Source organism: Thermococcus sp. ES12 (assembly GCF_012027515.1).
GTDB lineage: Archaea > Methanobacteriota_B > Thermococci > Thermococcales > Thermococcaceae > Thermococcus > Thermococcus barossii.
In genome coordinates this window covers 271,111-285,960 of sequence record NZ_SNUP01000002.1, presented here as the reverse complement: position 1 = coordinate 285,960, position 14,850 = coordinate 271,111, and the positions used below count along the sequence as shown (strand labels likewise).

Here is a 14,850-nt window from a genome sequence, read left to right as displayed (position 1 = left end):
AGACCGCAACATTTATTTTGGATTACTCGAGTAAACTCGAGTAGGTGAAAACATGGGAGAGACCGTTACCACTGACAAGGTTAAAAACTTGGGACAGGTCATAACCCCCAGCCTCATTGCAGAGTTTATGGCTAGATGGGCTATAAGAAGCCCTGAGGATAAAGTGCTTGAACCTAGTTGTGGTGATGGAATATTTCTTAGGGCATCCCTTCGGGAACTACTGTCTTTAGGGGCTCAGCCTGAACACATACCACGGCAAGTATATGGGGTTGAACTTGATAGGGGGATGATAGAAGAAACAAAAAAACGGCTATTGTTAGAGTTTGGGGTAGTTCCTACACTTATCAATTCAGACTTCTTCGACGTTCAGCCTCCATCACCCCAGCTCAAGTTGTTCTCCGACAAACGCCAATTGCCGCCCGTTGATGTCGTTATTGGAAACCCACCATACATAAGATACCAGCTTTTCAAAGGGGAGATAAGAAAAAAGGCAATGGCTTTGTCGAAAGAGGAGGGTGTCGATCTGACTGAACTCACGGCATCATGGGTTCCATTTGTCATTCACGCCGGAAAATTCCTGCGAGATGGTGGGCGAATGGCAATGGTTCTTCCATCCAAGCTGCTGCACGTCAACTATGCAAAGTCCCTAAGGAGGTGGCTCCTGAAAAACTTTGAGAGCATAATCATAATTTCGTTCGAAAAAAGGGCATTCTCGGTACTAGAGGACACGATTATACTGCTGGCAACAAAGGGTCACTATACGAGTCCGAATGTTAGGTTTGTAACTCTCCATTCAGAGGCCGAGCTTTCAAGAGACACGTTCATGATGGAAGTTGAGGGGTATCCTGCCTTCACTCCCAATGCCGATGAGAAATGGACAAAGTACCTTCTGCCCCCAGACCTTCTCAAGAAGTACCTGAAGATCGTGAATAAGGTTGAGAACATGTTTTTTTCTCTTGGGGAGATTGGAAAGGTAACAATTGGGGTCGTGACTGGGGACAATAGGTTTTTCACACTGACTGCTGACGAAGCTGAGAGGTGGGAGATCGAGGAGAAGTATCTGGTCCCTCTCATATCTCGTGCCGAGCATCTCAATGGCCTAAAAATAAGCAACAAGGACTGGGAGTTTTTGTGCAAGTTAGGTCAAAAATGCTATCTTCTCCATGTAACTGAGCCTTGGGAAAGGATCTCCCCCCATTTGAGGGAGTATTTAACCATTAGAGGCGGAGAGCTTGGTGTAAAAAAGCGGTATAAGGTGAGGATTAGAAAGAGATGGTACGAAGTTCCTGGAGTTAGGTTCCCCGACGTTTTCATGAGTTATATGATCCATGATGTCCCCAAGGTTTCCGCCAACATGGTCCATGTCAACGGTAAGTCAGCCACGAGCACAAACACAGTTCACCAGATATTCATAAAAACTCAGCTCGAACCGGTCTTACTTGCAACGTCATTCTATAACTCGCTGACCCTAGCATCGCTTGAACTAAACGGCAGATTCTACGGTGGAGGTGTCCTTAAGATCGAACCGAGAGAAGCTGAGAAAATAGTTCTTCCAAAGATGGAAAATGCTGAGGAGCTTCTCGAGAAAAGCGAAAAGATTGATAGGCTACTGAGAAGAAGGAAGTTTAACGAGGTCGTAGGATTTGTCAATGAAGTTCTATTGGAGGGTGGTTTGGGTCTCAGCATGGGAGAAGTGGAAACTATTACAAGCGTCTGGGAGCGTCTCAAAAACAATAGGCTTGAAAAGTCAAAAAGCTGAGACGCGGGAATCAAGAAAACGGATTAAATCGTCAATGGCGTTGTCTATTCCTAAATTTAGCCCCTTTATCTCCTCTTCGCCAAAGGGAACATACTTACCTCCTTTCTCCCGGAACATGAAAACTCCCACGGCATTGTTGTATTTGCGTAATTTATCGAACTTCTCAATGAGCAATCTTGGATTGTCGGCATTTGTGACCTTATCGCCCTTTCGTTGCCCTGAGGCCAATCTCGATGCCCAGAAAGAGTAGAAGCCAGGAATCGATGACCGGATCCATTCGTCCCACCAAGCTGGATAGTGCGTGGACAATAGGCCCTCTTTGGATACTATTTTGGCCATAGTTCTGTTGGGGGTGTAATATAGTTTTAGGTCAACTGCGGTGAACTTGACTTCCTTCAGTCTCTTGTCGAGGTCACTCTGTGTTTTTCGTTCCCTCTGAATATAGTTTCCCCGACGATGGGCGGGGCTGCCAGTCATCTTAACCTCCCCAGCAACGAGAAGTGTCTCGCCTCGCACATACGCTAGATCAACGTCGTGGTTTTGTTCGGTGTAACCTCTAACCCTTCTATCCATAAGTCGGTACTGACTCCCTGACCTTACGAAGATTAGCTCGCTTATAAAATCACGAAAAGCGTTTCCCTTCTGTCTGTATTCTCCCTCAGGAAGGGTTCCGTTGATCCTTGGGATCTCAACAAGCTCGTAGTATGCATTAAGAAACTCCTCGGAGATGGGTTCGAAGTATCCTCCGGATTCTCTGGCAAGGTGTGCAATTTTATTGCAGAACCTTTTGATTGAAAAACTCTTGAGTTCATTACAGACCACGGTCATCAACCCCATGGGTTAATGCTCCGAATTAAAATTTAAAGTCTTTGGGGAGTACAAAGAAAAAATGTTAGAGCCTCCACTCAACGCCGAGCGCTTCGCTGTAGGCATCGAGAACCCTTTCGAGATACTCCTTTGCAGTGCCGACCTTGTCGAGCCTGAACCTCTCGGCCCACCTCTCGTTTCCGAACTCCTCGCTTCCCGCTGCCACGAGGTCTATAACGCGCATCGAGTCCCAGAAGACCGGGCTGTAGCCCGCTTTCCTCGTGTATTCAATGAGCCTCTTGAGCTGCTTCCTCGCGTGCTCCTCCATGTCCACGTTGACCCCGTAGGCCTCCATGAAGAGCGCCTTGAGGACGGGCTTCATCCACCCCCTGTGGAAGCGGCACCAGCCGACGTTGTCGTACCAGAACTCCCAGAGGGCGCTCGCTATTATCTTGCTCGCCAGCTCCTCCGGTTCAAGGAAGACGCCGAACTGGTAGAAGGTCCAGTAGCGGCCCTGTATTGGCAGAGGGATATAGTTGCCTATCGCCCAGTACATCGTCGGTGTCATCTCGCCGTTCTCGCCGAGGGGAGTGAAGACCGCGTAGTCCTTGAAGCTCTCGCCGTACTTGAGCCTGTCCTTGAACTTCTCGTCGAGGATAACGCTCGCCTTCCTCTTGCCGAGACCGATTATCTTGGCTATTTCGTTCTCGGCGAAGGCGACGCGGTGGGCTAATTCAGCCACAAGCTTGGCGTTGACCTCGCTCGCCTCGACCGGTCTCTCAAGAAGGGCCTCCTTAGTGAACTCGGGCTTTCCGCTGAGGCCGACCTCTTCCGGCTTGAGCAGACCGCGGTGAACGAGCTCGAGAACCCAGGCCGCGGTTCCGCCAAACTCTATGGCATCGAAGCCCATGGCATCGACGGCGTGGACGCTTATGTCGCTGGCGCGGAGGCTTATGCTTCCGCTGAGCGGGCCGTTGGCCTCGTAGGGCTCGTACTCGACGTGGTGTCCGCGGCGGTACTTCTTACAGACGACGGGACACGGCTCGCCGCAGGTCGTCCAGTTCTTGGGCTTTATCGCCTCTTCGTTGAAGGGCTCCCAGTAGTGCTTCATGATGTTCTCATGGATCCTTATGCGCTCCTCCTTCGGTATGTACGGCATCTGCCAGTTGAGAATCGGCACGAAGTCGCCCTCGGCCGGGTAGTTGCCGCCGAAGGTTCCGCCGGTGTTGAGCTTGGGGTTAAAGCGGTACTTGGTGGTCTTCTCGCTGATTATCTCGTTGTAAGGCTTCTTGTGGACGCCTTCCACTATGCCCTTGGCCGTTCTGAAGTTACCAATGTCCTCACCGGGGAAGGCGCGCTTCCTCGGCTTCCCGCCGAAGATTACTCCAACGACGTTGTGAGCACGGAGGAGAACGCTTCCAGAGCCTCCTCTCGCCGCCCAGTCCTCGCTGCCCACGAGCCTTTCTCCCTTCCTGAGGGCCTGGGAGAATATCGCGCCGTAGTTGGTGTTTAGAGCAGCGGGGCCTACAACGGCTATGCGGTACTCGAAGTCAAACTTATCGCCAAAGCTGTCTATGAGGTACTGGGTGAGGGCATAAACCCCCTCTTCGCCCTTGTAGCCCCTCCATATTTCGATGACCTTTTCGAGTTCAATCTCGTGGAGTTCAACGTGAACGTTCTCACCATCGTTGTAGAGGAGAACTACCACCGGCTTCTCGGTTTTGCCCTCAAAGGTTACGAAATCAACGCCAACGTTCTTGAAGGCGTAGGCCGCTCCGCCCATTGCAGAGGGGAAGAGCGTGCCGTAGAGCGGCGAGCGGAAGAAGAACATTAGCCTGTGCGCTCCGGGCAGGGTTGAGCCCGAGAACGGCCCCATTCCCATTATCACAACGTTTTTGGGGTCGTACGGTTCAAGGCTGTGGGTCTCAAGGCTCTCGTGAACCTCTATGCCGTAGTCCAATACGCCGTATACCCCGTCTCTCTCCAGTTCCTCGCGTTCAACTTTTCCTTCGTTCAGGTTGAGATGGAGAACCGTGAACTTCATGTTCCTCACCCCGTATCACTCCCGGTGTTATTTACAATCAATGTATTTAAGAGTTTTGAGAGTTGCACCGCATCCCGTCGTCTGAAGGAAATAAATGGAGTGGACGCTTTAAGGTTCTACGCCTCCCTCGTCGCGACTATGTTGGCCCCGGTGCCGAGGATGTTCTCCACGATGACCTGCCCCACGCGAACCGGTGCCTCGACCTCAACTCCCGCGAGCTCCCTCATGATCTTCGGAATGAGCTCCTTGGGAACGGGCCGGTCGCTTTTTACTGAGACCGTTGGGAACATTCCCCCCTTAACCTTGACGACGCTCATGACAACGCGCTTGGGCTCGGTTACCTCCTGAACGGCATACTCCTCCCCCCTGGGACAGGTGCACCCGGTTATGCCGGTTATCCTGTCGCCCTCCATCGTCACCTCTATGGTGCACCCCAGCGGGCATATTATGCAGGTCAGTCTGAACTTTTTGACCTCACTCATTGGGGACGACCTCCATCGTTATTCTGTCCCCTGCCCGGGCTATGTCCTCCTTTCTCAACTTTATCCTTATCATCTCGGACGGCTTGACGAAGGGCAGCCGAATTTCCTTTCCTATCTCCGGGAAGCGCAGCTTAACGTTCTCCTCTGGGTACGCGACCCTGGCGTATATCGTTACATCCTTGGTGTCCGCCAGATAGTGGGGCACCGCCAGCCTAATGTTCCTCCCCTTCACGAGCTTTCTCCATCTGAGCGCCGGGAGCCCGTCGTTTTTGACGAACTCGTACGCTCCCTTAGCGGCCTCTTCTCCCTGCTCAACCACATAATCCACGAGGTCGTTGATGACGAGGGCGTTTCCGGCAACGAAGATTCCCGGAACGCTGGTTTCAAGGTAGCTGTTCACGACGGGACCTTTCGTGGCGGGGTCTATCTCCACGCCGGCCTTTTCTATGATTTTCAGGTACGGCACGAGACCTGCGGCCAGGACGACGGTGTCGCATTCAATCTCCTCCTCGGTTCCGGGAATCGGCCTGAGGTTCTCGTCAACCTTTGCCACGATTACCCTCTCAACCCTCTTTCTGCCCTCAATCCTGGTGACCGCGTGGCTCAGGTACAGGGGTATCCCGAAGTCCTCCAGGCACTGGACCACGTTCCTTGTGAGTCCTCCGGGATAAGGCATCAGCTCTATGACGGCCTTGACGTGGGCGCCCTCAAGGGTGAACCTCCTCGCCATTATGAGGCCAACGTCGCCTGAACCGACTATGACTATCTCCTTCCCGGGCATTACCCCGTAGATGTCCATCATGGTCTGGGCTTCCCCGGCGGTGTATATCCCGGCAACCCTGTGGCCGGTTATGCCTATCTCAAACATGTGCCTCTCCCTGGCGCCCGTTGCGTAGATGACGGTCTTCGCCCTGACCTCGAATAGCCCTTTATCCGTCACCACCCTGAGAATCTTGTGCCTGTAGGAGTAGGGCACCACCTCAAGAACGTGGGCGTTCGTGTAGTACTCAACATTCAGCGCTCTGAACCGTTCGATTATGCGGTGTATGAACTCCGTTCCGGTCAGGTCTTCCTTGAAGTAGTGGAGCCCGAAGCCAGGATGAACACACTGCATTGGAATACCGCCGAGGAATTCCCTGTTTTCGATGAGGAGAACGCTCATTCCGAGCTCCTTCGCCTTTATCGCAGCAGCCAGACCGGCCGGCCCGCCACCGATGACAACGACATCGTACTCACTCCTCATCCCTCTCCCCCCTCAGAAGAACCTTTATGTCGCCGATGCCGTACTCCGTCCCCTCTCCCTTTAGGGTAACCTTCCAGAGCGGAATTCCGGTTTCTCTGGCGATGATGTTGGCTATCCTCACCCTGCAGTACGAGCCCTGGCAGGTCCCTGACATGACGCCGCTCCTCAGCTTAACTCCGTCGAGGGTGATGGTCTTAACGCCCATCCGCTTCATGCGGTGTATTATGTCCACTATGTCACCCTCGGTGATCGTGCGGCACATGCAGATTACCCTTCCGTAGGCGGGGTTCCTCTTTATCAGCTCCGCCTGTTTCTCTCTCGGCAGGGCCTTGAACCAGAAGGCGTTTCTGTAGGGATTCCAGTGGGACTTTTTGGTCAGTTTTACCTCCAGTTTGCCCTGAATCAGCTCCCTGACCACGTAGTGCGCTATTGCGGGCGCGGCGGTGAGTCCCGGTGACCTTATTCCGGCAACGTTTATGAAGCCCCAGGGATCGTCGTAGGCCTCTATTATCCACCTCCCGTCGGGGGGCTCTGGCCTCAGGCCCGCGAAGGTTCTTATCACCCTGTTCTTTGGGGGAAGTCCCTTAACAAGCTTCTTCGCCATCTTCCAGACGAACTCCAGTCCCTCCCTGGTCGTCGAGGTGTCGTCCTTTGCATCCTTCGGCAGATCCTCGGCGGTGGGTCCTATCATCACCCCATCGTTCATCTCGGTGATTACGTAGACGCCCTTCGTCGTGGGGGTGGGGGTCTGGTGGACTATCCTCCTGACCTTCGGCCCGGCATCGTCGTCGAAGATGTAGTACTCGCCCTTCCTGGGGCGTATGGTGAAGTGGTCTATGCCGGCCATGGCCGAGATTCTGTCCGCGTAGAGACCGGCGGCGTTTATGACGATGTCGGCTTCAATGAACCCCCCGTTGGTCTCAACGCCCTTTACCTCACCTTTCTCCACCTTTATCCCACGCACTTCAGTCTCCGGGTGGAACTTTACTCCATTTTCAACGGCGTTCTCGGTGAGCGCCACCGCCGCCATCGGGGAGGACATGACTCCTGCTGTTGGAGCCCACAGCGCTCCCGCGGCGTTTGGGTTCGCGTTGGGCTCAAGCCTCAGGAGCTCTCCCCTCTCGACCAGCCTGACACCCGGAACACCGTTCCTCTGGGCGAGTTCGAGGTAGTACTCGGCAACCTTCAGGTCCTCCTCTTCGAGGGCAACCATGAGCTCACCGGGCCACTTTGCCGGGATTCTCAGCTCCTTCGTCCACTGGTACCAGAGCCTGTTTCCCTGGACGCACAGTTTTGCCCTTAGCGGATACTTCCCGGGGTCGTCCTCGTGTCCGGGATGGATTATTCCCGTGTTGGCTTTGCTGACCCCCATTCCTGCATCGGCGTTCCTCTCGATGAGGTGAACCTCAAGCCCATCGTACTGGCTGAGAACCCTGGCTATCGACGCCCCAACGACGCCGGCACCGATTATGGCTATCCGTGTCTTCATTCCTTCTCCCTCCCAACTGACTCAAGAAAGTGTCTTTCTCGTTTTAAAGCTTTCTTAAACCTCAGGTTTTGGTCAGCGGCGCGTAGAGAACAGATTTGGGCATAAGGGGATAGCACATTGGTGGACACTGGGGGAGTGGACTGAAGTGTCCCCTGTTTGGTTTCAGGAACGCAATAAAGACGGGCTTCCTCGGGGGGTTAGTTGCCTTTGAGAACTTTTTCGGTCATCCGTTGGGCATATTCGCCCTTTCAAATTGGCCTCATGGATAACAAAAGTGGAGGAACTGAATAACCCCCTTTCAAGTTCCGGTAACCTTCGCCCACCCCAGTGCCCTCTTTACAGCCTCCTTCCAGCCGCGGTAGAGCCTTTCCCTCGTCTCCCGGTCCATCTTCGGCTCAAAGATTCTCTCGGCCCTCCAAAGGTCCTTAATCTCCTCCATGCCATCCCAGTAGTCAACGGCCAGTCCTGCTAAGTAAGCCGCTCCGAGGGCGGTCGTTTCTTTGACGACGGGCCTTATGACGCGCTTTCCAAGTATGTCCGCCTGGAACTCCATCAGGAAGTCGTTCGCCGTCGCTCCTCCGTCAACGCGGAGCTCCTTTATGCCCACGAGCCTCTCCATCTCTTCGATCACGTCGCGGGTCAGGTAGGCTATCGCCTCCAGCGTTGCCCTCGCGAGGTGCTCCCTCCCGGTTCCGCGCGTTATGCCGATTATCAAACCCCTCGCGAACTGGTCCCAGTAGGGGGCACCGAGACCCACAAAGGCCGGGACGAAGTAAACGCCCTCGTTGCTTTCGAGCTTCTTTGCGAGTTCTTCGGTCTCGGGAGCGCTCTCTATGATTCTTATCCCGTCGCGGAGCCACTGGACTGCCGCTCCGGTTATGAAGACGCTCCCCTCAAGGGCATAGGTGACCTTTCCTTTGAGCCCCCACGCTATCGTGGTGAGGAGGTTGTCCGAATACCGGACGGTCTTGCCGGTGTTTGCCAGAATGAAGTTTCCAGTACCGTAGGTTGCCTTTACCATCCCAGCCTCAAAAGCGGCCTGACCGAATAAAGCCGCCTGCTGGTCGCCTGCGTCCCCGCTCACCGGGATTTCGGCTCCCAAAAGCTCCCTCTTCGTGTAGCCATAGACCTCGCTCGACTCCCTGACCTCCGGCAGAACCTCCGCGGGGATATCAAAGATTTCGAGCAGCTCGTCGTCCCAGTCGAGTTTCTTGATGTTAAAGAGCATCGTCCGAGAAGCGTTGGAATGGTCGGTGACGTGCTCACCGGTCAGGCGGTAGATCAGGAAGGTATCCACCGTCCCGAAGAAAACTTCGCCTCTCTCGGCCTTTTCCCTCAATCCCGGCACGTTGTCGAGGAGCCACCTGAGCTTGCTCGCCGAGAAGTACGCATCTGGAACCAGGCCGGTCTTCTCCTTAATTACATCCCCGTATTCCCTCTTTATTTCCTCCACCATCTCGGCCGTTCTCCTGCACTGCCAGACTATCGCGTTGTAGAGTGGCTTGCCGCTCCTGTCCCAGACTATCGTCGTCTCGCGCTGGTTGGTGACGCCTATCGCCGCTATCTGACCCGGCTCTACCTTAGCCCTCTCCAGTGCCGTCTTGATGGCCCTGAACTGGGCGTTCCAGATTTCTTCGGGGTTGTGCTCGACCCACCCTGGCCTTGGGTAGTGCTGCGGAAACTCGTACTGACCCATCCCAACGACGTTGCTTTCCCTGTCGAAAACTATTGCCCTCGCACTCGTGGTTCCCTCGTCGAGGGAGAGTATGAATTTATCCCCGTCCATTTCAACCACCGGTGTGCATCTCCATCCTCCCGGCGGGAGGGTTATATTGACGGCTATGGCGCTCCGGGTTATAAGATTTTACTGGAGAAAAGAGATTGTGGGAATAAGGAAAAGGAAATCACTCGACGGGCTCGAACCTGTCCTTGAGCTTCTCCAGAACTCCCGGAAGGGTGGTATACTCCATGTCCTCCATCGGGAGCCTGTGGGGCTCGAAGGGTCCGTGCCTGCGCATGTATTCGGCAATCTCAACGGCTTTCTGCCTGGCACCGTCGAAGGCCGGGTCGTCGAAGAGGTCAACCGGGCCGACGAGCTTTCCTTCCGGGCTTATCTGCCAGCCGAGGGCGACTACGCGCGGCGGACCGTCGAAGCGCGTCGGGTTTGCCTGGTGCATCGGAACCGGCATGACCGGACCGTTGTGAGAACCCCTCATCCAGCCGCTGACGAGGTGCGGGAAGGCGAAGGGCTCAAGAACCTCGCCGAGGGCCGGAAGACCGCTCTGGGCGCGGACTATCGCAACCGGATCGTCCTTTCCGACGTACTCCCCCGCTATTTCATAAAGCTTCTCCGTGCTGACAACTGCCACTGGCTCGTCCTTGGATATCTTGTGGCCCTCCTTCGGGAAGACACGCTTGATGACGTAGCGGCTCTTGGCCCCGATGAGGGCAAGAAGGTCGTAGAGTTCCTCTGGGGTGCTGAGGATGACCCTCGTGTGCTCCTTTATGTCCCAGACCTCGAAGCGGAAGCCCATGTGCATGTTGGGGTCTATGACAAGCCCGGCGGTGTTGAATGGGTCCGCGAACATCCTGAATATCGGGAGGTTAAAGGCTCCGGGTTCAGTCTTGTCCATGTGGAAGGTAACTATCGGCTCGCTCTTCCTGAGGGTTATCTCCATCTCGGCAACGCCCGGCCCCATCCCGCGGACGTTACCGCTGAAGGCGTCCTTGAGCAGGTCCTGGCCCGCTCCGTAGAGACCGAGCTCCTTCGCTACCTTCGTGGCCTCCTCGAAGGCATTCCAGGCAAGACCGTGTATCTCGGGGCTGTCAACACCCTTCTTGTGGGTCATGATGAGCTGAAGATCATCGCCGCAGGTCGCGACGTAGAAGTCTATTATGGTGCCCTCCTCCCGGGCCTTGGCGAGAACCTCCTCGGCGGTCTCGACGAGCTGGGGATGAACCCTTGAATGGCCCGGCCAGCCGCCGATGTCGGCCTTTATAACGCTGATCGTTATCTTCTCTCCAACTGCCATGGCAATCACCTCGATGGCTTTTAAGCACTTTTATGCTTATAAAACGTTAATATCACCGCCGATGATACCAGAGGGGCGGCAAATTTCACAGAAATGGAAAGGGGGTCATTCGCAGATGTCGGTCCAGCCGAACTGTTCCCTGGCGACCTTTATGAGGTTCTTGAGCTCCTCTTTCTTGATGTTGACGCTTGAGCTCGCACCGACGAGGGCTATAATGCCGTGAACTTCCTCCTGTACCTGAATCACGTCGTCGCTGACCTTAACCACGCGGAGTTCCCTTCTGGCGGTTTCTCCTTCGCCAATATAGAATTTGTCGTGGCCGATCTTAACGGGCTCTTCCATGCCCATCACCTCGTAAACTTTTTGTAAGTCAAAGTTAATAAAACTTCCGCCGGTGCTTGCGAGGAAACTTTGCGGGGCAGAGTTTTTATCAAACTTCGAGTTAAGCCTTTAACAAAGGCTGGCGAAAAGTTCGGGCTCTTGGAGGAGTACCCCTGGAAAGTGCTTTCAAAATTATGGTGGCTACTTGCCCAAAACCCCACTTAAGGGTTTGACTCGTGAAGAAAAAGCAAAACACGTGTTGAATGCATTCCAAAAAGAGCCACTAACTCTGATGACTTTGCCTGTCAAAAGTTTCTGATGGTGGGGGCGCGGGGATTTGAACCCCGGTCCGCGGGTTTCTCCGGGTCAGAGCTCCAAAGGCTCATCCCCAAATCAGCAAACCCGCAAGTCCTCATACCTCTGGAGCCCGCGATGATGGACCAGGCTACACCACGCCCCCATCTGGCTTAACCTACCCAAGCCGAGTTTATAAGTTTTGCTATCTCCTCCCGATGATGATGCCGCCCACTATCATCGCCAGGCCGACCACCGTTGCCGGGGCTATGCTCTCCCCAACGACAATGGAGATAAAAAACAGGCTCAGGAAGGGCACGATGTAGGCCAGGTTCGAGGCAAAGGCTATGTCCCCCTCCACCGCCCGGTACCAGAGGAGGAACGTAACCCCCATCTCAAAGAGGCCGACGTAAACCGCTCCCGAGAGGCCTTTCAACTGTGGGACGGCGAGGTTTCCCGTCACCGCAGCGGCCACAAGAACGTAGATGAACCCGAAGAGGAAGTTCCAGAACATCTTCTCAACGAGCGGTCTCTCATCGCGGAGGTTGAGGAGCCAATAGCTCGCCCAGACCACCGCGCTCCCCAGGCCGAGGGCAACGCCGACCGGGTCGGTGAAGTTGAGACCTGTTAGGTTTCCCTTCGTTGCCACCACTATTGCCCCAATAAAACCGAGCACTAGGCCGAGTATCGTCTTGGCACCTGGTTTCTTTCCGAGGAGCGGGATTGAGAGGAGCACGAGCATCAGCGGCCAGGTGTAGTTTAAAGCCTGTGCCTCCTGGGCTGGCAACCTGTCATAGGCAGAGAAGAGCACGGTGTAGTAGAGGAGAGGGTTTACAAGGCCCAGGTAGGCCGAACGGAGGTTCTCCCTCCTCGGGCTGAAGTCCCTCGCATAGAGAAGCCCGAAGACCATCAGCGAGGTCAGCGAGGCGTAGAGGAGAAGCTGAGGTGGATTCATGTAGCGGAGCGAGAGTTTGAAAGCTGAAGCCACCGTTGACCAGAGCAAAACCGCACCGACGGCGTGCTTTCTCGACATGACCTCATCTCATCTTCGGGAAATATAAATCCAGCGATTTTGGCCTTCCGAACAAAATTTGATTCTGCTCCCGTTACCAGGTAACGGTACCGTTACCCAAAAACGTTTTGGATAAAAAGAGGGAGGAAATCACTCCTCCCTGAAGGCGCCGTACTTCTTGGGGTCATAGAATGGAGGAGCAACGGTCACGGCCTTCTTGGACTTGCCCCTTATTTCTATCTCCAGCTCGACGCCGGGCTGGGCGTACTCCGTCTTAACGAAGGCGATACCTATTCCAATGCCGAGGAGCGGTGAGCTGGTTCCGCTCGTAACTTCCCCGATGAGCTCGCCGTTGGCGTAGACCTTATAGCCCTCTCTCGGGATGCCCTTGTCGATCATCTTGAAGTGCACCATCTTTCTCGGGATTCCGCGCTCCCTCTGCTTGAGAAGTGCCTCCTTCCCTATGAACTCCTTGTCCCAGAAGATGGCGAAGTCGAGGTTGGCCTGGAGGGGAGTAACCTCGTCGATGTCCGTGCTGAGGAGCTGGAGCTCCTTGGTCTCGTTGCCGTAGAGCGTGTAGCCGGCCTCAAGCCTGAGCGTATCGCGAGCTCCAAGTCCGGCGGGCTTTATCCCGTACTTCTCTCCCGCCTCAAGGATGGTCTTCCAGACATGGAGGGCCTTCTCGGGCTCGCCCCGCTTTGCTGGATCGGGATGGTAGGGATTCGCGTCCTCGAAGTAGACCTCAAAGCCATTCTCGCCGGTGTAGCCGCTCCTTGAGAGGAGCATCTTAATACCGTCGAGCTCGACCTCCTTGGCCTGGAACCACCAGAGCTCGTTTATATCGATGCCGAAGAGCTCCTTTGCGAGGTCTCTCGCCTTCGGCCCCTGTATTGAGAACATGGCCATGTCGTAGGTCTTGTTCTCGATCTCAAGGTCCAGCTCACCGAACTTCTCTATTCCGCGCTTTATTGCGTTGAACCAGGCTTCGAGCTTCTCGAAGGCGTCGCTGTCGCAGACCATCATGTAGGTGTCGTTCCCCATGTTGAAGACCAGAGTCTCATCCTTCACCGCTCCTCTCTCGTTGAGAACCAAAGTGTAGGTTCCGCTTATTGCCGGGGGCTTGCTTATGTCGTTGGTCGTGACGTACTGGAGGAACTCAAGGGCGTCCTTACCGCGGAAGATGAACTCTCCCATGTGGGAGACGTCGAATATGCCAACGCCGTTCCTAACGGCGAGGTGCTCCTCCTTTATGCTGGAGTACCAGATGGGCATCTCCCAGCCGGCGAACTCTTCAACTTTCTTCGCGTTTTCTTTGTGCCAGTCGAAGATGTGAACCCTCTTGACCATAGCCATCACCGTTAAAACTTGGACCTGAGCGTTATAACCCTTTCCAATGCATGGGCAACGATAATAAGCGTCAACGTCCAAGTTAATACTGAGGTGTTGCGGATGTTTGAGAAGATTCTCTATCCGACGGACTTTTCGGACGTGTCCCTCCATGCCCTGCGCACCTGCGTACCAAAACTCACATCCATGGGTGTTAGGGAGCTCCACCTCATCCATGTCGTTGACATAACCATCGCCGAGTTCGAGGCCTTTGAGCTTGAGGACATCTACCGGGAGAAACTTGAAAAGCTCGCCGAGGAGCTAAGAACCGATGGTGTAAAGGTGAACGCGATAGTCAGGATAGGCATCCCGTCGATAGAGATAGCGGAGGTTGCGGAGGAGGTTGACATAGACCTCGTCGTCATTCCGAGCGTTGGTGAGAACATCTGGAGAACCATGTTTATGGGCAGCACCGCCTCCAACCTCGCAAGGGCTACCAAACGGCCGGTTCTTCTGCTCAAGTACCAGAAGAAGGACGACGGCTTTGAACCCTCTGTGGACTGCTCGGCCATATTCAAGCGACCGCTGGTCTCACTGGACTTCTCGAAGTGCTCGATAAAAATAATCAAGACCGTGAGGAAGTTCGAGGAACTGATAGAGAGGGGCATCATGGTGCACTCCGTTGACTACGGGGGGATGGAGGAGCTGGAGCGCAACATCGAAGCCGCGAAGCTCAACCTCGAAAAGTCGGCGAAGGGGATAAAGGCTGGGTTCGATGTGGAAGTGCTGGTAGGCTCGGCAAGCCAGGCCATAATAGGAACCGCCCTCGCAAAGAACGCCACGCTCATAGTCATCGGTAAGAAGGGCAGGAACTTCCTGAAGGATCTTCTCCTTGGAAGCACGGCGGAGAGGGTCATGAGGGATTCAAAAATCCCCGTCCTGCTGGTACCATGTGATTAGCCTCAGACTGGAACGGCTTCCACATCAAGATTCGGTAGCTACCCTGTTGCCATCATCGGCCGTTTCTTTCTTTTCTGAGCC

12 protein-coding genes and 1 tRNA gene are annotated in these 14,850 nt (G+C 54.6%); 2 read left to right on the top strand and 11 right to left on the bottom strand.

Features of this window, described 5'->3' with window-relative positions:
• The first annotated feature begins 52 nt into the window (after positions 1-52).
• The gene (locus E3E37_RS06310; RefSeq protein ID WP_167715862.1) at positions 53-1,759 is read left to right on the top strand and encodes a class I SAM-dependent DNA methyltransferase; all 1,707 of its coding nucleotides are present in this window, start codon (positions 53-55) and stop codon (positions 1,757-1,759) included.
• Here E3E37_RS06310 and E3E37_RS06305 read toward each other — a convergent pair.
• From E3E37_RS06305 to gcvT, 11 genes are all read right to left on the bottom strand, one after another.
• Positions 1,748-2,596, bottom strand: a complete 849-nt coding sequence (locus E3E37_RS06305) for a hypothetical protein (protein WP_167715859.1) — start codon at positions 2,594-2,596, stop codon at positions 1,748-1,750. The genes E3E37_RS06310 and E3E37_RS06305 overlap by 12 nt on opposite strands.
• 55 nt (positions 2,597-2,651) lie before the next feature.
• Entirely contained in the window at positions 2,652-4,610 is a 1,959-nt protein-coding gene (gor, locus tag E3E37_RS06300; RefSeq protein WP_167715855.1) for a glyceraldehyde-3-phosphate:ferredoxin oxidoreductase, read from the bottom strand.
• 116 nt (positions 4,611-4,726) lie between these two features.
• Entirely contained in the window at positions 4,727-5,092 is a 366-nt protein-coding gene (locus E3E37_RS06295) for a DUF1667 domain-containing protein (RefSeq protein ID WP_167715851.1), read from the bottom strand.
• Positions 5,085-6,335, bottom strand: coding sequence for an NAD(P)/FAD-dependent oxidoreductase (locus E3E37_RS06290; protein ID WP_167715848.1), 1,251 nt, complete (start codon positions 6,333-6,335; stop codon positions 5,085-5,087). The genes E3E37_RS06295 and E3E37_RS06290 overlap by 8 nt, the downstream gene beginning before the upstream one ends.
• Complete coding sequence (locus E3E37_RS06285; protein ID WP_167715845.1) at positions 6,325-7,824, bottom strand: NAD(P)/FAD-dependent oxidoreductase; 1,500 nt, start codon at positions 7,822-7,824, stop codon at positions 6,325-6,327. Before E3E37_RS06285 ends, E3E37_RS06290 begins: the two co-directional genes overlap by 11 nt.
• A 298-nt stretch (positions 7,825-8,122) precedes the next feature.
• On the bottom strand, positions 8,123-9,610 hold the full coding sequence (gene glpK, locus E3E37_RS06280; protein ID WP_167716345.1) for a glycerol kinase GlpK: 1,488 nt from the start codon (positions 9,608-9,610) through the stop codon (positions 8,123-8,125).
• Between the two features lie 118 nt (positions 9,611-9,728).
• Entirely contained in the window at positions 9,729-10,856 is a 1,128-nt protein-coding gene (gene fbp / locus E3E37_RS06275) for a fructose-1,6-bisphosphate aldolase/phosphatase (protein ID WP_167715842.1), read from the bottom strand.
• 105 nt (positions 10,857-10,961) lie between these two features.
• On the bottom strand, positions 10,962-11,198 hold the full coding sequence (locus E3E37_RS06270; protein WP_167716343.1) for a hypothetical protein: 237 nt from the start codon (positions 11,196-11,198) through the stop codon (positions 10,962-10,964).
• 298 nt (positions 11,199-11,496) lie between these two features.
• Positions 11,497-11,637, bottom strand: a tRNA-Trp gene (locus E3E37_RS06265).
• A gap of 39 nt (positions 11,638-11,676) precedes the next feature.
• The gene (locus E3E37_RS06260) at positions 11,677-12,504 is read right to left on the bottom strand and encodes a DMT family transporter (RefSeq protein WP_167715839.1); all 828 of its coding nucleotides are present in this window, start codon (positions 12,502-12,504) and stop codon (positions 11,677-11,679) included.
• Positions 12,505-12,633: 129 nt separating this feature from the next.
• Positions 12,634-13,830: a glycine cleavage system aminomethyltransferase GcvT gene (gene gcvT / locus E3E37_RS06255; protein WP_167716341.1), complete on the bottom strand. Its 1,197-nt coding sequence runs from the start codon at positions 13,828-13,830 to the stop codon at positions 12,634-12,636.
• A 102-nt stretch (positions 13,831-13,932) separates the two neighbouring features.
• Here gcvT and E3E37_RS06250 point away from each other — a divergent pair, with 102 nt between their 5' ends.
• Entirely contained in the window at positions 13,933-14,769 is an 837-nt protein-coding gene (locus E3E37_RS06250) for a universal stress protein (RefSeq protein WP_167715836.1), read from the top strand.
• The last annotated feature ends 81 nt before the right edge of the window (positions 14,770-14,850 follow it).